Origin of the sequence: Oceanobacillus timonensis (genome assembly GCF_900166635.1) — a bacterium.
In the GTDB taxonomy this organism is placed as follows: domain Bacteria; phylum Bacillota; class Bacilli; order Bacillales; family Amphibacillaceae; genus Oceanobacillus; species Oceanobacillus timonensis.
In genome coordinates, this window is the sequence record NZ_LT800497.1 from 3,102,619 (window position 1) to 3,120,399 (window position 17,781).

17 protein-coding genes are annotated in these 17,781 nt (G+C 38.9%); 4 read left to right on the forward strand and 13 right to left on the reverse strand.

What is annotated here, in order from left to right:
* Positions 1-241: 241 nt before the first annotated feature.
* The 8 genes from B7E05_RS15210 to B7E05_RS15245 form a co-directional block, all read right to left on the reverse strand.
* Complete coding sequence (locus tag B7E05_RS15210; RefSeq protein ID WP_080875003.1) at positions 242-1,318, reverse strand: bifunctional 3-deoxy-7-phosphoheptulonate synthase/chorismate mutase; 1,077 nt, start codon at positions 1,316-1,318, stop codon at positions 242-244.
* 304 nt (positions 1,319-1,622) lie between these two features.
* Complete coding sequence (locus B7E05_RS15215; RefSeq protein ID WP_080875004.1) at positions 1,623-2,219, reverse strand: YtxH domain-containing protein; 597 nt, start codon at positions 2,217-2,219, stop codon at positions 1,623-1,625.
* A 19-nt stretch (positions 2,220-2,238) separates the two neighbouring features.
* Entirely contained in the window at positions 2,239-2,652 is a 414-nt protein-coding gene (locus B7E05_RS15220; protein WP_080875005.1) for a DUF948 domain-containing protein, read from the reverse strand.
* 571 nt (positions 2,653-3,223) lie between these two features.
* Positions 3,224-4,519 (reverse strand): UDP-N-acetylmuramate--L-alanine ligase, encoded by a 1,296-nt coding sequence (gene murC, locus B7E05_RS15225; RefSeq protein ID WP_080875006.1) that lies wholly within the window; start codon positions 4,517-4,519, stop codon positions 3,224-3,226.
* Positions 4,520-4,924: 405 nt separating this feature from the next.
* Positions 4,925-7,537: a DNA translocase FtsK gene (locus B7E05_RS15230; protein ID WP_245833111.1), complete on the reverse strand. Its 2,613-nt coding sequence runs from the start codon at positions 7,535-7,537 to the stop codon at positions 4,925-4,927.
* Positions 7,538-7,670: 133 nt separating this feature from the next.
* Complete coding sequence (gene ytpR, locus B7E05_RS15235) at positions 7,671-8,276, reverse strand: YtpR family tRNA-binding protein (protein WP_080875007.1); 606 nt, start codon at positions 8,274-8,276, stop codon at positions 7,671-7,673.
* 11 nt (positions 8,277-8,287) lie between these two features.
* Positions 8,288-9,097 carry a DUF1444 domain-containing protein gene (locus B7E05_RS15240; protein ID WP_080875008.1) on the reverse strand — a complete coding sequence of 270 codons (810 nt, stop codon included), beginning with the start codon at positions 9,095-9,097 and terminating at the stop codon, positions 8,288-8,290.
* Positions 9,098-9,113: 16 nt separating this feature from the next.
* Complete coding sequence (locus B7E05_RS15245) at positions 9,114-9,431, reverse strand: thioredoxin family protein (RefSeq protein WP_080876329.1); 318 nt, start codon at positions 9,429-9,431, stop codon at positions 9,114-9,116.
* A gap of 494 nt (positions 9,432-9,925) precedes the next feature.
* On the opposite strand from B7E05_RS15245, the gene B7E05_RS15250 reads away from it, so the two are divergent.
* A complete protein-coding gene (locus B7E05_RS15250; protein ID WP_080875009.1) occupies positions 9,926-10,366 on the forward strand; it encodes a YtoQ family protein in 441 nt (146 codons plus the stop codon).
* A gap of 50 nt (positions 10,367-10,416) precedes the next feature.
* Here B7E05_RS15250 and B7E05_RS15255 read toward each other — a convergent pair whose 3' ends face one another.
* Positions 10,417-10,932 (reverse strand): DUF84 family protein, encoded by a 516-nt coding sequence (locus B7E05_RS15255; protein WP_080875010.1) that lies wholly within the window; start codon positions 10,930-10,932, stop codon positions 10,417-10,419.
* Between the two features lie 4 nt (positions 10,933-10,936).
* Positions 10,937-12,001 (reverse strand): M42 family metallopeptidase, encoded by a 1,065-nt coding sequence (locus tag B7E05_RS15260; RefSeq protein ID WP_080875011.1) that lies wholly within the window; start codon positions 11,999-12,001, stop codon positions 10,937-10,939.
* Positions 12,002-12,178: 177 nt separating this feature from the next.
* Here B7E05_RS15260 and B7E05_RS15265 point away from each other — a divergent pair, with 177 nt between their 5' ends.
* The 3 genes from B7E05_RS15265 to B7E05_RS15275 all read left to right on the forward strand — a co-directional run bounded on the left by B7E05_RS15265 (position 12,179) and on the right by B7E05_RS15275 (position 14,485).
* A complete protein-coding gene (locus B7E05_RS15265) occupies positions 12,179-12,493 on the forward strand; it encodes a PepSY domain-containing protein (RefSeq protein WP_080875012.1) in 315 nt (104 codons plus the stop codon).
* Between the two features lie 343 nt (positions 12,494-12,836).
* The gene (locus tag B7E05_RS15270) at positions 12,837-13,019 is read left to right on the forward strand and encodes a hypothetical protein (protein WP_080875013.1); all 183 of its coding nucleotides are present in this window, start codon (positions 12,837-12,839) and stop codon (positions 13,017-13,019) included.
* Positions 13,016-14,485 (forward strand): sodium:solute symporter family protein, encoded by a 1,470-nt coding sequence (locus tag B7E05_RS15275; RefSeq protein ID WP_080875014.1) that lies wholly within the window; start codon positions 13,016-13,018, stop codon positions 14,483-14,485. The genes B7E05_RS15270 and B7E05_RS15275 overlap by 4 nt, the downstream gene beginning before the upstream one ends.
* A gap of 41 nt (positions 14,486-14,526) precedes the next feature.
* Here B7E05_RS15275 and B7E05_RS15280 read toward each other — a convergent pair whose 3' ends face one another.
* The 3 genes from B7E05_RS15280 to B7E05_RS15290 form a co-directional block, all read right to left on the reverse strand.
* Positions 14,527-14,715: a hypothetical protein gene (locus tag B7E05_RS15280; RefSeq protein ID WP_080875015.1), complete on the reverse strand. Its 189-nt coding sequence runs from the start codon at positions 14,713-14,715 to the stop codon at positions 14,527-14,529.
* A gap of 151 nt (positions 14,716-14,866) precedes the next feature.
* The gene (locus B7E05_RS15285) at positions 14,867-15,916 is read right to left on the reverse strand and encodes an FUSC family protein (protein WP_080875016.1); all 1,050 of its coding nucleotides are present in this window, start codon (positions 15,914-15,916) and stop codon (positions 14,867-14,869) included.
* Positions 15,917-16,365: 449 nt separating this feature from the next.
* On the reverse strand, positions 16,366-17,751 hold the full coding sequence (locus tag B7E05_RS15290) for an NAD-dependent succinate-semialdehyde dehydrogenase (protein ID WP_080875017.1): 1,386 nt from the start codon (positions 17,749-17,751) through the stop codon (positions 16,366-16,368).
* Positions 17,752-17,781: the final 30 nt, after the last annotated feature.

Here is a 17,781-nt window from a genome sequence, read left to right on the forward strand (position 1 = left end):
CTAATGCTGCATCTATTTATATATCATACGCTACCATGAAAAAAATTACAAAGTTTTCATGAAAACAAAATGAAAATTTTCATACATACACTATAAGTATAATATACCTTTATATCATTATATCCAAACTTGAAACTTTGAAAACATTTTCAAGGATTGATTTTTTGCGCTCATCCTGTATATTTCTAAAACTAAAAAACTGCCCCAAAAATTATACCACTAATTTTTGAGACAGTCTTTATTATTTTCCTAAACGATTTTCCACATCTTTAATTTCTTTGAAGAACTGATCGAATGTTGGAATATCCATTTGCTGCGCGGAGTCGGATAGAGCAACTGCAGGATCTGGATGAACCTCAGCCATCACACCGTCTGCTCCAACTGCGATTGCTGCTTTAGCTGTTGGCAGTAGTAAATCTCTTCTGCCTGTCGAATGCGTTACATCCACAAAAACAGGTAAATGGGTTTCTTGTTTTAAAATAGGTACAGCAGAAATATCCAAGGTATTACGCGTTGCTTTTTCGTATGTACGAATTCCGCGTTCACATAGCATGATATTTTTGTTTCCCCGGGACATAATGTACTCTGCTGCATTGATGAATTCCTGAATCGTTGCTGATAGACCCCGTTTTAACAATACCGGTTTTCCAGCATCCCCTGCAGCTTTTAATAGTTCAAAGTTCTGCATATTTCGGGCGCCAATCTGAACAACATCGATGTAGTCAACTGCCTGTTCTAAATCGGCAGGATTTACAATCTCACTGATTACAGCCAAATCGTATTCATCTGCTACCTTTTTCAAAATTTCTAAACCTTCAATTCCAAGTCCTTGGAAATCATATGGTGACGTTCTTGGTTTAAATGCACCACCGCGAAGTAATTTTAACCCTTTTTCTTTTACAGAAGCCGCTACTGCAGCAACTTGCTCATATCCTTCAACAGAACAAGGGCCAAATACATAGCTGATATCGCCATTGCCGACTGCTTCTCCTTTAAGGTCAACCACTGTATTTTCAGGCTGTTTTTTTCTTGATACCAAGAGCGCTTTACTATTATCTTCTTCTTGAAGCTCAAGACTTGCTTTAAAGATTTCTTTAAAAATATGTTCAAGTGTTGAATCCTGAAAAGGTCCACTATTATTATTTTTAATTTTATCCAGCATTTCACGTTCCCGGACCGGATCAAAACGTTTAATGCTTTGTTTGGTTTTTAAATCACCAATCTCTTGATTAATACTTGCTCTCTTGTTAATCAGTTCCAATATTTCCAGATTAACCTTGTCCATCTGTTCTCTTAACTGCTCCATTTCGTTACTCATTTTGCACGCTCCTCAAATCGCTTAATTATTATAAATCTTTTAGAATAATTAGAGACCATTATAGCTAAGATTTTTCTATTTGTCACCACTTAATTAATGTAAAATTATAATTCTTAATGAAAATCGGATAATAATGGGAATTTCATTTCAGTAGAGGGCTTTTCATCCCTCACAGTATGAAAATATGATTGCGCTTACTTCCGCCGCGAAAACCGTTAATCATTGAACCATTCGTACCATCCCAGCCAGTTGCACTGCGAAAAAAAACATTGATGAGTATGGTACTCATCAATGTTTTTAAGTATTATGATTTCTTGTTTGCTTCTTTTTTCACTTCATTAGCTGCTTTTTTAGTTTCTTTTTTTACTTCGGCAGCTTTTTTAGTAGCAGTTTCTTCTGCTTCCGCTTTTTTATCGCCAGCTTCTTTTTTGACGTCTTCTATTTTATCCGAGACGTTATCTTTTACATCAGATGCTTTATCTTTTACATCATCCAGCTTATCTTCAGCGGTATCTTTCAAATCTTCTGCTTTATCCTGAGCATTATTCAGTTTGTCATCTACGGTGTCTTTTAAATCCGCTGTTTTCTGCTTTACGTTTTCTGTAAGTTCTTGTGATTTATCAGCAACTGTTTTGGAAAAATCAGAAGTCGCGTCTACAGCTTTCTTCGTTAAATCAGAAGTTGCTGAGTATGCTTTATCTTTTAGTTCTTCCCCTTTTTCCTGAGCAGCTCCTGCTAATTCTGATGCGCGATTTCTCACTTGAACAGCTCCATCATTAAGATCACCGCGAAGTTCTTTACCAGATTTAGGTGCAAGCAATAACGCTGTTGCAGCTCCTACAAAACTGCCTACAAGTGTTCCAATAATAAAATCCTTCGTGTTAATTTGATTGTCTGCCATACTTATAACCTCCTGAGATTTAATTAGACTCCTGTTTTCGCTTATTCCAATACTCAAAGAATGAAGCACCCCATTTTACTGCTTGGGCGGCTTTCTCCTGATCCTCTTTTGAGTGCTTTGAAATAATATTAGATAATTGCTGTAATGACTTATTAAAGTCCTCTACTGTATCACCTATCCCTCTTGCTCCCTGGATTATACCATCGAGCTGGTTTGATTTTTGTGTTAAATCATCTACCAGGCCTTTTGATTTCTGAACAACCTCCGTTGCTTCTCCAGTGACATCCTTCACTTGATGATCAATCTTACCTAATGTTTGCAGGACCTCATCCATGGTTTTCTTGGTGTTAAACAATAAAATAACCATATAAATAATTAATATGAGCAAGGCTGCTATAGCAATTCCCAGCGCACTATAGAGGATAACTTCCATAATCTTATATCACTCCTTTGTATCCATATTCGAGAGAAAGGTTAAATGCTTTTTAAGGGAGAGTATGTACTTTTAAACAGAGGGTTGTCCAAACATCCTGACATAACATGCTACCAAAATAAAATGTATTGCCTGAGAGCCTAAACACATCTTCATCCTATTTGCATGCGTTTATAAACCCTGCCTGTTCGTATTACCCTAAGTTCACCCTGTTTCATAAGCTGAGCACGAACTATAATTTATTCTTACCCTTCCTTTTCTAAGAATAAACCACAATTCCCTTAAAAAATTTAATCCGTATTCCTATTGTATCTTATTTTTCTGTTAAAATACAACATCAATCTAAATAAAGGGGAGAAACAAAGAAAGCTCCTATCATCATTACAGCAATTTTTAGCAATGAAATAATAGCAGCCCCGTGAAACACAACGTTCTTAAACTGTTCGCATTTGATTATTCGTCAAACAGAGAGCAGCGTTTATGAAGCTTACTGCCCCATCTCCGCTGACCTGCCTGGCAATTTTGAATGAAAAAAAGCAGTGAACCACTTTTTCACTGCTTTTTTTCCTGCTCAGACAAGCGTTTCTTCATAGGATTTCTGGAACTTTTGAATATCTCCTGCACCCATAAAAATTAGCACACTGTCTTTATACGCTTGTAATACATCTGTATGTTCCAAATCTAAAATTTCACTTTCAGGAATCAGTTTTTGTAAATCTTCAATTGTTAATTGACCGGATTGTTCACGAGCTGATCCAAAAATATCACATAAATACACTTTATCAGCCTGATTTAAACTATCAGCAAATTCCTGTAAAAATGTTTTGGTGCGCGTAAAAGTGTGTGGTTGAAAAATAGCAACCACTTCCTTATCCGGGTATTTTTTTCGAGCTGATTCCACTGTCACAGCAATTTCTTTAGGATGATGGGCATAATCATCCACCACTACTTGCGAACCGATGGTTTTCTCCGTAAAGCGGCGTTTCACTCCTTTAAAAGAGCTTAATTCCTTCATACATTCAACCGGGATACCTTCATAGTGACAAATTGCAATCACAGCAAGTGCATTTAAAATGGTATGATCTCCAAATGTAGGGATAAAGAAATGCTCATAATACGTGCTTCGGACATATACATCGAATTCCGTCCCCTGCTCTGTCTCTGCGACATTTTTTGCTTGAAAATCATTCGTTTCATTAAACCCGTAATAAATAATCGGAACTTTAGTGTGTATACCTTGCAGCTGCTCATCATCGCCACATGCAACAATTCCTTTTTTCACACGGTCAGACATAGATTGAAAAGCATCTACTACGTCATCCAGGCTGGTAAAATAATCCGGATGATCAAAATCAATATTTGTCATAATCGCATAATCCGGCTCATAACTTAGAAAGTGCCGGCGGTATTCACATGCTTCAAACACAAAATATTTACTGTCAACATGTCCACGCCCTGTCCCGTCTCCAATTAAATAAGAGATTGGATAAGCACTTTCCAAAACATGCGACAATAAACCAGTCGTTGTTGTTTTTCCATGTGCGCCTGTAACAGCAATACTTGTATATTGTTTTAACCATTCACCTAAAAATTCATGATACCAGTAAAACTTACAGCCCAGTTCTTTTGCTTGTTTTATTTCTTCATGGTCTTCTGAAAAAGCATTTCCTGCTATAATTGTGTAATTTGATTGAATATTCTCTTTTGAGAAAGATAGAATAGGAATATTTTTTTCTTCTAATGCAATTTGTGTGAAGATACGGTTATCAATATCTGAACCCTGCACCCTCTCACCGGAATCATAAAGAATTTGTGCCAGTGCACTCATTCCTGTTCCTTTAATACCTATAAAATGGTAAGTTGTCATAAAACGAACCTCCAACGTTTTTTCATCTATTCATTTTTACGTTATTTTATCTGTCATCAGCGTCATTGCATTCCAAATAATTGGTGCAAAGCCGTTCAGTGGATTATAACAAATAAATAACTTATTTTAAAGCAAAATTTATAATTTCAACGTTTTTGTAAGTAAATTCAAGTTTAATTGAATATATTTAAAAAAATGTCCATTTCTGTACAGTTAAAGCGCCTATACCCCATTCTATACAGAATATGTATCATATGTGCTTTTGCCTTAAATTTTCTTTCCTTCTTTGGAAAGCTCCTTTTATATTTTAGTAACTTTCAGGAATTATAGCAACTCTTTTAGCTTCATATATGTTTAAAAAGTTGCCTGTCCCCTATTATTCCACACCATAAAACGAGAGACAGCTTACATACTGTCTCTCTGCGCTTTTGTAATTAATACTTCCCGCGCCCGGCTGCCATTCTGCCCCGAGATAATCCCCCTTTGTTCCAGAGAGTCAATTAATCTCGCTGCTCGATTATAGCCTATCTTAAAATGTCTTTGTAAAGAAGATGTACTTGCACTATTTTGATCCAGTACAAATTCGATAGCATCTTCCAAGAGATTGTCTTCCTCTTCATCTACTTGTATCTGTTCTAATAAGTCCTCCTGTTCAAACAGATATTGCGGCTCGGCCATTGACTTCGCATAATTTGCAACACGCTCTATTTCTTCATCAGAAACAAACGGTCCCTGCAGACGGACACTTTTCCCGGCCCCATTTTCGATAAGGAGCATATCTCCCCTGCCGAGTAATTTTTCTGCACCGCTGGAATCAATAATGGTACGCGAATCAACTTGAGAAGACACACTGAACGCAATTCTTGTAGGAATGTTCGCTTTAATCAAACCAGTGATGACATCCACAGATGGACGCTGTGTTGCCAGCAGAAGATGAATACCACATGCTCTGGCTTTTTGGGCAATTCTGCTGATAGCATCTTCCACATCTTGCGGAGACATCATCATCAAATCTGCTAACTCGTCAATGACAATCACGATATATGGCATTTTTTTATCTTTCCTGCCTTCTCGCAGCATTTTCTGATTGTATTTCCCTATGTCTCTGACACCTTCATTGACAAAACGGTCATAACGGTCTTCCATTTCTGCTACAGCCCATTTTAGACTTTGCGTAGCAGCTTTCACGTCTGTGATTACAGGTGAAACAAGGTGCGGGATACCGTTATATGGAGCGAGTTCAACCATTTTAGGATCAATTAAAAGAATCCTGACATCTTCGTGACTGGCATTGTAAATTAAGCTCACTAAAATCGTATTAATACAGACACTCTTTCCAGATCCGGTAGCCCCAGCGATTAAACCATGCGGCATTTTATTAATATCGATTACTTTTGGCATTCCTTCGATAGTGAGTCCGAGAGCTACATTTAAAGAAGAGCTGCTGTCTTTAAAATCATCCGATTCAATAATGCGCTGAAGCCCTACCATTTCCGGATGGCGATTGGGAACCTCGATGCCTACCGTGTTTTTCCCTGGAATCGGCGCCTCAATGCGGATATCCTCCGCTGACATATTCAGTTTAAGATCATCAGCTAAGTTTTTAATTTTACTGACTTTCACTCCCATTTCCGGATGTACTTCAAAGCGCGTTACAGATGGCCCTTGTGTTGCTTTTACCACTTTTGCTTTTACCTGGAAATGCTTTAATGTCTCCTCCAGTAAATCTTGCTGTTCTTGCAGCCACTCTTCATCCTCTTCTGTTGACTTAGTGACCGGGTCGTTTAATAAGTGCAGAGGAACCTCTTTGGATTGCGGTTCATCCACCGTAGCTGCCGTTTCCAAAGAAGTGATTTCTGCTGCTTGTTTTTCGGCATATTTTTCGTTTATTCTTTCCTCAGCTTTACGCTGCTCGTCTTCACGTTTTTCATGTGCTTGCTGCAATCGTTGGAGTGTTGTTTCTCTTTTTTGCTGCTCTTGTAAATTTTTCTTATCACGTGGCGTCATCATGACATTAAAAGCTGTCGTCTTGTTGTTTTTTTTAGTATTATCTTGATTTTGTCTTCCAGTTGTAGTGTGAATGGGATTTCTTTTTTCCGTTATATTCTCTTTTTCCTGTTCTTCCGGTTCCTGTTTTTCCGGCTCTGAAGGTGTTTCTTGTGCCGGGACTTCCTCTCTTCCTGGTGCTTCTGTTGTACGATCGTTATCCTGTTGTATTTCTTCGGGCTGTTCGAATATCGTTTCTTCCTGTAATAATCTCTCTTCTGAAGAAGCATCCTTCTGATTATCTGATGTATCTTCCGATTCGGATACATCTGTTTCATCCTCTTCAGAACAATCATTTTCGGTATCATCCGGTGTCAGCCTGGATACCTCTTCCTTCTCCCTTAACAGGGATGCAGATGAAATCATCGTATCTTCCAGACTGCTTGCAGCTTCTTTATCTTTTGAATCGGTTGTTTCTTTTCTTTGATATGCTGGTACATCATCTATTATTTTTGACTTTCTCGGCTGAAAACCGTAAATCGGAGAAGGTACCTCCGTAGGTTGGAAAGGAACATCCGGATTTTTCTTGTATACCTTTCTGCCCTCGTTATTGACTTCGTGTGATGTACTTCGGTTATGATTCGTTTGACGATATGACGTTGTTTTTCTTTTTTGATTTGGTAATGGGTGATGTGTTTCCGGCTTTTTATCAGCCGCTGTTTCTCTTCTGTCGTTAGTTTCTCTATTCGTTCGTCTGTTTCTGCGTTCACTTACCGTGTCTTGGTTTCTTCTTTTATAGCTTGGCTGGTTATCGATTGTGGTTTCTTTCTTTTGATCAGCAGTATCTGGAATTACCGGAAACTTAAATGATCGTCCGGAAGGATAATGGTATGTCACTTTCGCCTGTATATTCGATTGTTTTTCATCGTTTTCCTTTTCAAACGTAACAGGTTCTTCCTCTACCTCTATTTCTACTTCTTTTGTAAATATGTTTTTGAGCCGTTCTTTCCATTGCTCCCACCACATATGCATTCACTCATTTCCTTAATTGTTCATACTGTTCATTTTAGCAGTTTTTTACGGGGATTTACATGATTACTGCAATAAATTTTCTTGCTTCTTTTTCTGTTAAAAAATCCCCTGCTCTCACAAGGGATTTGAAAAGTTAAAATGTAAATTCTTCACCAATTTGGTACGTGTCCTCTAATACATAAATGCCTTTTTCTTTCGGGGCATCAGGCAAACCAAGCTCTTTTTGAGAACAAACCATTCCATTGGAAGGCACACCTCTTAGTTCAGATGCTTTGATTTTCATTCCAGACGGCATGGTTGCCCCTACTTTTGCTACAACGACCTTTTGGCCTTCATCAATATTTGGAGCGCCACAAACAATTTGTAAGGTTTCTTCTCCAACATCGATTTGACATACACTTAATTTATCTGCATTTTCATGAGGCTGTTTTGACTTTACAAATCCTACTACAAATTTCGGACGTAAATCAAATTCAAGGGGGTCATCTATTCCATTTTTATGAAACAGCGTACGAATTTCTGCTAAGAAGGCTTCTGTTAAAGGAATCGCGCCATTTTTTCCATCTAAATGAAAATATTGAGAAGCATGAAAAATATTATAACCAAGCACTTCTCCATCCGTTGACATTATTTTTGTAATATCATGATGGTTTTCTTCCTTCAGCTCATAACGATTTCCTTCTTTAATTGGGAGAACCAATACATCCCCAATACCTTGACGGTTATAAAAAACATCCATCTCTTTCACTCCTATTTTTTCTCAGGTCTGTTTTTTGCCAATATAAATACCGGCTCTAATTTTTTATTTTCATAAACAAAAGGCAATGAAGTAATCGGGATTCTTCCATCCGCAAAAAATTTCATCGTCATTTGTGCTAAAATATCATATCCTGCTTTATTTTGGATATCCCCTAAAATAAGGACGTCCTGATGCGGCACTGCAACGGTTAATTCCCCTTTTGCATTGGCAAGCTTTTCTTCTAAAAAGGCTTCGTTAAGAATACGACTTGCATCATAACCATCCTGTGTTGCTAAGAAATAGAAATCGTTACCGGCAACCTGGTCCATTTTCGGTTCGTAAGTCAAGGAGCGGATATTAAATGTTGCTATTTCATCCAATCTTTCCTTAGACCAATCCTCTTCCTCCAACAATTCCTCATCGATTAAGCGATAGGATTTTCCTAAATCAAGCGCATAGAAAACGCGGGTTTCTGCAGTATGATCTTTATAAATTAATTGTTTTCCAGCTTTGGTTTCTGTCGGAAAAGAAGGGGAGCGCAGTACAGGAAAGATTTGTTTCTCCATTCCCTTTAAATGCTGCGTTTGGTTCATAATTTTCAAAGCTTCATTCACATGCTCCACAATTTCATCGACAGCTTCTTTGCCCCGCTCATTATATTTTGCAATTAAATTGGGCAAAGAAATTGTCATTCCTTTTTTCGTATCTTTCCATTCAATCCGTACAGCGTCATCGTCCCGCTTGTACACGACACGATAATCAGGATTGTTTAATTCGTCCTCCAGCAGGCGCTTCATCTGGATGCTCGTCATTTTTGCCATACAGGTGCCTCCTTACTTATTTCGCAAGCCCGTCTAAAAAGGATTCGATTTCTTCTTGTGTTTTTCTATCTTTGCTCACAAATCTGCCGAGTTCTTCGCCGTTTTCAAACGCCAGAAAGCTTGGTATACCAAAGATATCATATTCCTGGCATAGTTCGATAAAGTTGTCCCGATTTACTTCAACAAAATCAAATTGCGTATATTTCGCTTCAATGTCAGGCAGTACCGGCTCAATTACACGACAATCCGGGCACCATCCAGCGGTAAATAAAAAGACAACAGGCCCTTCTTGCATATACGTATTAAATGCTTCTGTATTTTGTAATTCTTTCATTTTCATACACCCTTTCTCTTCCTCTATCATAGCGTGTTGCGCATTTTCTTTCAATCCTGCCACCTTGGTTGAAGCATTTTAAGCACCAGTTTACATGATTCCTCAAAGTAAGTCTTTATTATCATAACTCAACTTTCGCATCCAAAAATAAGCATATAACCCTTGCTGTTCCAGGATGAACATGCTTGCTTTTCGTTAAATCATCCTTCGTTTTTTGAACAGGATATGGTGTGTAGCTTCTGCTCCGGCCAACCACTACGCTTTCCGACGTAGCGGTTGCCTTACACTTTACCTTCTATTCTTTGTCAACAGCTGTATGGAAGAAATAATCAACCCCTGTTTCGATGGAATGGAAGTTACTTTTAAGGTGCGAAAGTTGAGTCATAACCAAACGTCTGTCATCCAAAAACAATCATGGATACAACAATCAAATGACTTAACAAGATGAAGAAAAACATTTATATTAAAAATAACATTGATTGGGAGGGATTGGAATGAATTTAACTGTTTATTTAGCTGGACAAATTCATGATAATTGGAGGGACGAAGTAAAAAAGCTTGCTGAAGAAAAAAAGCTGCCCCTGACATTTGTTTCTCCGCAAACAAATCATGATCGTTCCGATGATATTGGCGAGGCGATTTTAGGAAAACAACCTGGAAATTTTTATCGTGATGATGCTGCTTCCAGTGTCAATAACTTTCGAACACAGGTATTGATGCAAAAATCCGATATTGTGATTGCTCTATTTGGAGAAGAATATAAACAATGGAATACAGCGATGGATGCAAGCACAGCCATTGCTTTAGGAAAACCAACAATTATTATTCGTCCGGAAAAATTAATTCATCCGTTAAAAGAACTTTCCAACAAAGCAAATATTACCGTGGAATCTGTAGAACAGGCATTGGATGTTATCGGATATATTTATGAATGATGATTTCAAAACAAAAAACAGGCATAGAAGCCTGTTTTTTGTTTCGTTACTTAATAATTAAAATTCGCAAAGTCGTATTGCCCTTTCAAAAGCTGCACAACATGTGTAAACATATTTTCTCTGGATACAAGGTTATTGGTAAAGATACCAATCGCACCTTCCTGACTGCGAACATTTTCTTTTTTTGTATATTCATCCATCACAACGCTTAACTCTCCAGCTGTTTGAAGTCCATCTTCAATTTCTTTAGGAAGGGCTATTCTTGCTCCGCTGGCTGTGTACAGTTTACCATCTTCCGTTGCCAGTGCGCCCCAGTTACAGAGAAATAATGTATCGCCGACATACATTACCCCTCCTTCCAAACCAATCCCGATTCCGTCAGCACTGCTTGCGGCACAGGCCTTTGCACGATTCATCGCACCAAGCTGTGTTTCTTCATCCGAAAAAGGCTGCGCAGAAACACCCGAAGGCACCTGAAGTGACCTCACTTCAAAATCATGATAGATATTTTTTACAGCTGCTATTTTGGTCGGGTTTTCCGAGCCGATTGTAATCCGTTTTTCCATCCTGTTACCCTTGATGCAGCTTGGAAACAACCGTTTCATCTGTTGATTTGACAAGCTTCGTAATCATTTCTTTCGCTGCTGCATAATCATCTATATGAATAATCGATGCCGACGTATGAATATATCTGGAACAAATACCAACAACGGTAGATGGAACGCCGTCACCGGATAGATGGACACGCCCGGCATCCGTACCGCCTGGTGAGACAAAGTATTGATAAGGAATATCGTTTGATTCTGCTGTATCCAGAACAAATTCACGTAAGCCTTTATGTGTAATCATTGTGCCATCAAAAATACGCAATAAAGCACCCTTTCCTAGTTGGCCGAATGCTTTTTTATCACCCGATGCATCATTTGCCGGCGAAGCATCCAACGCATAAAAAATATCCGGTTTAATCATATTAGCCGCTACCTGTGCCCCGCGCAAACCAACCTCTTCCTGAACCGTTGCACCAGAATAAAGCTGGTTGGGCAGTGTTTCCCCTTGGAGTTCCTTTAATAGTTCAATGGCCAATCCGCATCCGTAACGATTATCCCAAGCCTTTGCCAGAATTTTTTTCTCATTTGCCATTGGTTCAAACGGGGTAACTGGAACAATGGTATCCCCTGGACGAACGCCAATATTTTTTACATCTTCTTGATCATCTGCTCCAATATCAATTAACATATTTTTTATTTCCATTGGCTTGCCACGTTGTGCTTCCGTTAATAAATGCGGCGGAATCGAAGCAATCACACCTGTTACCGGTCCATTTTTTGTCATCACCTGAACACGTTGTGCGAGCATTACCTGGCTCCACCAGCCTCCCAAGGTCTGAAAACGAATCATTCCATTATCTGTAATTTGTGTCACCATAAAGCCGACTTCATCCATGTGTCCTGCTACCATCACAGTCGGCCCTTTGCCATGCTTCACTCCAAATGTACCGCCCAGATTATCCTGGACGATTTCATCGGAATATTTATTTAGTTCCTGTTTCATGAAATTCCGGACGGCATGTTCATTTCCCGGAGCTCCTTGCAATTCCGTTAAATGCTTAAATAACGCAAGTGTTTCTTTGTTCATAAAAAAAGCCTCCTATTCAATTCATACATCCTCAGTATATATATCACTACTGCAAGTATACTTGAAAAAGTCCAACACTTTCCAGCCACAATGTTCAATTATTTGTATTTCCCAATCACTATACGATATACTACACATATAGCAGACATTGAATCTTACTAAACAGAGGTGAATAAATTGAGCAAAAAGAAAGTATTACTTGCTGCAGCGTTCGGTATTGCAATCGGTTATATTGCACGTGAACAAGTAAACAATCAAACCAAAGTCACTCCAGAAAAAGCATTAAATCATGCTAAAGAAATGTTTAAACGTAAAGGGCCTATCAGTGGTTCCTGGATTTATATGAAACCGGAAGAATTAGAAAGAAACGGTCTGCTTTACGATGTATATCGTGGAGGAGTAACCAGAAACATTGATGGAACGAATAAGCAATACGATTTCTATGTAGACACAGCAACTGGTGCCGTTATAGATACAGAAGCAGCAGTTTAATATGTTTTTTTCAGAAGGCAGCATCCTCATTTCAGAGACATGCTGCCTTCTTTGGTTTTTTAAACAATCCGATCGACAGGATTTGTACATGTTTTGCTTTGATTGTTCATCATAATATCAATTGTTTCATCTTAAAAAAGATACAATGCCAAGCTGTAAACTCCTTCTCGCACCTTCCCTATGCTTCACGAACCTATTACATTGTTGGCGTCACTCCCAAAAACAGGTTATTATTCACAACTTAAATAATGTGGCAAATTGATGAACATTCTGCTATGATTGTTAGCGAATTCACATAATTTTTATTGTGAATAATATCACATTGTAATTTGGAGGTAGATGTATGAAGGAAAAAAACGCAGCAATCATTATCAGCATCATCATTCTATGCGCTTTTATTGTCCCTTTTACACTTCTTAACAATATTGAAAAATGGTATGGAAGCTTTCTTTTCTGGTTGATATTAACTTTTATTGTTATCGTTTTCAACGCAATATTGACAAAAGATTGGAGCGATGAAGAATGAATGTTTCGCTTATATGGTGGGGTTTGGGAATATATATCGTTATAGCCCTTGTCGTCGCATTTTTATCACGAACCGGCAAACAGACAAATATGGGCGCCTATTTTCTTGGAGACCGTAAACTTGGCGGTTTTGTTTCTGCATTAAGCTATAGCGCTACAACATATAGCGCATTTATGCTGGTGGGATTAGCGGGTCTTACCTATCAGGGCGGGATTGGTGCTCTTGGCTTTGAACTTATTTATTTAATGGGCGTTTCACTGATTGCTTTTTTTGGTCCCCGTTTTTGGATTGCCGGAAAAAAATACGGTTATATTACACCATCTGAAATGATTGGGGACCGCTATCAAAGTAAAGCAGCTGCGATTGCCATCGCTGTTAGCAACTGTCTGTTTTTAATTCCATATAGTGCTGTACAGCTGGCGGGTGTCGGGTATCTGTTACAAGGTGTCTCCAACCAGCAAATTTCTTTTAGCACCGGGGTTATCATCGCTGTCGTCTTAGCCATCTTTTTTGCATACATAGCCGGAATACGTTCCGTTGCCTGGACAGATTCCTTGCAGTCCCTGTTTATGATTATCGGGTCTATCTTCGTCGTCCTCTTTTTAATCCGTGAAATTGGCGGTTTGACAGGTTTTTTCCAGCAGTTGGAAAATCACCATCCGGAGATGTTGACGGTACCAGGTAATGGATATTTCAGCTTTCTATCTTTTATCGGATTAACCATACCGTGGTTTTTCTTTAGCATTTCCAATCCGCAAGTCAGTCAACGACTGTTTATGCCAGCTTCATTAAAAAGCATGCGGCATATGTTGTTAGGTTTTATGATTTTTGGTTTTGTCTATACACTCGTGTCTATATTCTGGGGTTACTCCGCATTCTTATTAGAACCCGGTTTAGATAATCCCGATTTAGCGACGCCGGTCGTACTGACATCAACGGGAGTACCCCCTGTTTTAGCGGTTATTGTGATGATAGGTATTATTGCAGCTGCTGTATCCACCATCGATTCTATTCTGCTGACTGTATCATCTATGTTTGCAAAAGATGTCTATGGAAATATCCGCCAAAGTGCAACAGATCAGGTTCAGCTTCAGATTGGTAAATGGATTATTCCTGTTATTGCCCTGTTGGCTTATTTATTTGCAGAATTACAATTGGATTTAATAGCGGTCTTATCCGTTGCTTCTTCTGCCGGTTTGATTGTTGTTGTCCCGACAATTATCGGAACTTTCTTTTGGAAAAGAGGAACAGCAGCTGCTGTATTAGCAAGCACCATCATTCCCGGTGCTGTTGTCTTACTCCTGGAGCTGCTCCAAGCAAAGCCGCTTGGTCTGGCTTCCGGTTTATGGGGTCTGATACTTTCTGCATTCTTATTTATCACTGTCAGTTTGTTTACGAAACCTCCTGCAGAGAAAGCAAATGAATTTATTGGATATATTAATGCAAATCTTCATCTTAAAAAATAATATTAAAAAACAGCGTGCAGGCCATTCAACTGCACGCTGTTTTATGTTAAAGAAGCTAGTATTTGACGCTGTTGTTTCTTAACCATTTCCATTTGTTCTTCCAATTGTCTTTGTGTTTCTTCCCTTACATGGTCTTCTTTTCTTTCCAGCAGCGTTTGATAGGCGTCCTCATACTTTCCGTATATATAATATAGGTTTTCTAATTCATGATGCGACAAAAAACGAACCAATTCCATCCTCTCCTTTTCGTTACATAGTATTACTACTATATGCAAAGGAAGGGCATGTTATACCTGTTTTTTCAATTATAGGCACAATGAAAATCAATGCTGCACCATGAAAAATTCTTGCCAATGTTTTCATATGGCTTTGCCTTTTCTGTTATTCTTCTTCTCTTTTTTCTTTGTTTCGCACATACTTCTCCAGTTTATCCAATTCATAAAAGAGCTCTACAATACTGTTGGCAACTGGAAAGACATAATGCCATTTTTCATAATCTGTACCTTGCAATGCTTCAATTAGATTATTGATTGTTACACTCATTGCTTGCTTTGTCTCTTTTTGCAAGTCTCTATCCAGGACAATGCGATCTTCATACATCAGAAAGACATTTTCACTATAGTTATTAATTTCACTCACCAGCTTTTTAATTAAGAACGACTTGCCGGCAGCCATTTGTTCAATTTCTTTTAAATTCTTTTCCAGCTCAACAATCAGCGTATGTTTTTTCCGCAATACTTGTATCATTTGCTTGTAAATCACGATATTCCGGAAAAAAGAACGGCGTTTTCGAATAAAAAGCCTATTTTTCTCATCCGTAATAATATCAAAATAGTCCCTTATCTTATTGATTTGTTTTTCTACATTTCTTTCTTCATCACGGATTTGCGGAACACTCATCGTATTGCTCGGAATAACACGCAGTAGAAAATGAGAACTTTCACTGGCTTCCTTAATCATCTGAAATAAAATCTTTTGATGGTTGGGCGGATTAACGAATACATTCACAATAAATGCAGAAACAACCCCTATTGCGACAAGCGATACACGCGATAAAATATATACGAAATTAATATGATCGCCTTGGCTCGCCACCATCATACTGACAATGGTTAAGACCGTTAAATTGGTTGTCTTGGTTAACCCCAGCCTGATATTAATCGCAATTGATAAAATAACGACTGCCCCGACCGATATCGGATGACTGCCAAGTAAAAATACGCCTAAAATGGCTAGTGTTCCTCCTATCGAGTTACCAATAACGACTTCTTTTATATAATTAAAAGACCGCATGATAGAAGGCTGCATCGCTATAACAGACGCAATCGCTGCAATAACTGCATATTGCATATCAAAGATACTGGTAATTAATAACGTCAACGTTACTGCCAGCCCTGTTTTTAACATCCTGGGACCGATATTAAATTCCATTTATCTGCACCTCTCTAGAAGTAGTATACAGCTTTCCTGCAAACATGTCATCAGAAAACGCAAGCAGTTGATGCGCCCCGGCTCTTACCTTATATCGATAAGCTGCACATGTTTTCGTGGGTGGGACAAGCAGTCCCAATGTCATCAGGTTAATGAATTTTATAAAAATTATATTCGATACGGATAGTTAGCAATAAAACTATCTAGCGAAGGAAAAACACGGAGACTCCTGTGGGAATGCGCAGTGTGAAGACCCCGCAGAAAAAAGTGAACTTCTTTTTTCGAGGAGGCTGAGGACAAGCCCACGGAAAGCGTAGTGTTTTTCCGTAGCGATCATATTAACCTGACGACATTGCAAGCAGTCCCAGCTCTGCCCCAGGATATTTTTAATATCACGTATACATATTGCCAGTTAAAAGCTTCTTGAGCAATTCTCTCCTCTGAAACCTTTACAGTTGAATCGACAAGTATTGTATCTCCACATACTCATCGATGCCATGATGACCGCCTTCCCGGCCAAGACCACTTTCTTTAAATCCTCCGAATGGGGCTTGTGCTGTTGTTGGCGCTCCATCATTAATACCGACAATGCCATACTCTAATTGTTCACTGACTTCTATTGCTGTCGTCAGATTTTCTGTAAATAAATAGGATGCCAATCCATAAGGAGAATGATTCGCACGTGCTATCGCCTCTTCCTTGGTTTGAAAAGTTGCAATAGGAGCTAATGGTCCAAAGGTTTCTTCCTGCATACATATCATATCGTCATTCACATGCGTTAAAATCGTTGGACTAAAAAATAAATCTTCATTTGCTGTTTCGTCTCCTAACAGTTTCTCCGCCCCTTTGTCAAGCGCATCCTCGATATGATATTGTACTTTTTCAACGGCAGATTGGTCGATTAAAGGACCAATATCTACGCCTTCTTCCAAACCGTCTCCCACCTTAAGCTGTGCAACTTTTTCCTTAAAAGCCTTTGCGAATTCCTGTTCAATGGATTCATGTACATAAATCCGATTAGCGCATACACAGGTTTGGCCCGCATTACGATATTTGGAAGCAATCGCTCCTTTGACGGCTTTTTCAATATCTGCATCTTCCATAACAATCAACGGGGCATGACCGCCTAGTTCCAATGAGAGTTTCTTTACTGTATCTGCCGATTTTTGCATGAGTAATTTTCCGACTTCTGTAGAACCTGTAAATGAAATTTTTCGGACACGTTCGTCTTCCATCCATGCATCACTAATCTCCCCGGAGCTTCCTGTAACGATTTGCAGCACACCTTCGGGAATACCTGCTTCTACGGCAAGTTCCCTAAGCCGGATAGCTGTTAAAGGGGTAGCGCTGGCGGGTTTTACAACAGCTGTACATCCCGCTGCCAGTGCTGGCGCAACTTTCCGGGTAATCATAGCCGCCGGAAAATTCCATGGCGTAATCGCTGCAATGACGCCAACCGGCTGCCGATTAACAACAATACGCTTATCACTGGCAGTGGCTGGAATCGTTTCACCATAAAGTCTTTTTCCCTCTTCTGCATACCAGGAAATAAAACTGTTGGCATACCGAATTTCACCCGTTGCTTCTTTCAACGGTTTTCCCTGCTCAATGGTCATGATTCTGGCTAATTCTGCTTCATGCTTTTCTACAAGCGCAAACCATTTGTTTAACAAAGCACTTCTTTCATAGACAGATTGTTTAGACCATTCCTGAAAAGCTTGGTAGGCTTTATCAACGGCCTGCGCTGCTTCTTCCTTCCCTCCTTTTAAAACTGTATCCACGATGTCACCTGTTGCTGGATTTGTTACTTCAATAACTTCTTTCCTTTTTGTCATTCGAACACCCTCCAACTTTTATGATATGTT

What these genes read in the sequence shown, in the direction of transcription:
- B7E05_RS15210 (WP_080875003.1), bottom strand. Translation starts at nt 1,318, where the DNA reads ATGAGTAACGAAATGGAGCAGTTAAGAGAACAGATGGACAAGGTTAAT.
- B7E05_RS15215 (WP_080875004.1), bottom strand. Translation starts at nt 2,219, where the DNA reads ATGGCAGACAATCAAATTAACACGAAGGATTTTATTATTGGAACACTT.
- B7E05_RS15220 (WP_080875005.1), bottom strand. Translation starts at nt 2,652, where the DNA reads ATGGAAGTTATCCTCTATAGTGCGCTGGGAATTGCTATAGCAGCCTTG.
- murC (WP_080875006.1), bottom strand. Translation starts at nt 4,519, where the DNA reads ATGACAACTTACCATTTTATAGGTATTAAAGGAACAGGAATGAGTGCA.
- B7E05_RS15230 (WP_245833111.1), bottom strand. Translation starts at nt 7,537, where the DNA reads ATGCATATGTGGTGGGAGCAATGGAAAGAACGGCTCAAAAACATATTT.
- ytpR (WP_080875007.1), bottom strand. Translation starts at nt 8,276, where the DNA reads ATGGATGTTTTTTATAACCGTCAAGGTATTGGGGATGTATTGGTTCTC.
- B7E05_RS15240 (WP_080875008.1), bottom strand. Translation starts at nt 9,097, where the DNA reads ATGGCAAAAATGACGAGCATCCAGATGAAGCGCCTGCTGGAGGACGAA.
- B7E05_RS15245 (WP_080876329.1), bottom strand. Translation starts at nt 9,431, where the DNA reads ATGAAAGAATTACAAAATACAGAAGCATTTAATACGTATATGCAAGAA.
- B7E05_RS15250 (WP_080875009.1), top strand. Translation starts at nt 9,926, where the DNA reads ATGAATTTAACTGTTTATTTAGCTGGACAAATTCATGATAATTGGAGG.
- B7E05_RS15255 (WP_080875010.1), bottom strand. Translation starts at nt 10,932, where the DNA reads ATGGAAAAACGGATTACAATCGGCTCGGAAAACCCGACCAAAATAGCA.
- B7E05_RS15260 (WP_080875011.1), bottom strand. Translation starts at nt 12,001, where the DNA reads ATGAACAAAGAAACACTTGCGTTATTTAAGCATTTAACGGAATTGCAA.
- B7E05_RS15270 (WP_080875013.1), top strand. Translation starts at nt 12,837, where the DNA reads ATGAAGGAAAAAAACGCAGCAATCATTATCAGCATCATCATTCTATGC.
- B7E05_RS15275 (WP_080875014.1), top strand. Translation starts at nt 13,016, where the DNA reads ATGAATGTTTCGCTTATATGGTGGGGTTTGGGAATATATATCGTTATA.
- B7E05_RS15285 (WP_080875016.1), bottom strand. Translation starts at nt 15,916, where the DNA reads ATGGAATTTAATATCGGTCCCAGGATGTTAAAAACAGGGCTGGCAGTA.
- B7E05_RS15290 (WP_080875017.1), bottom strand. Translation starts at nt 17,751, where the DNA reads ATGACAAAAAGGAAAGAAGTTATTGAAGTAACAAATCCAGCAACAGGT.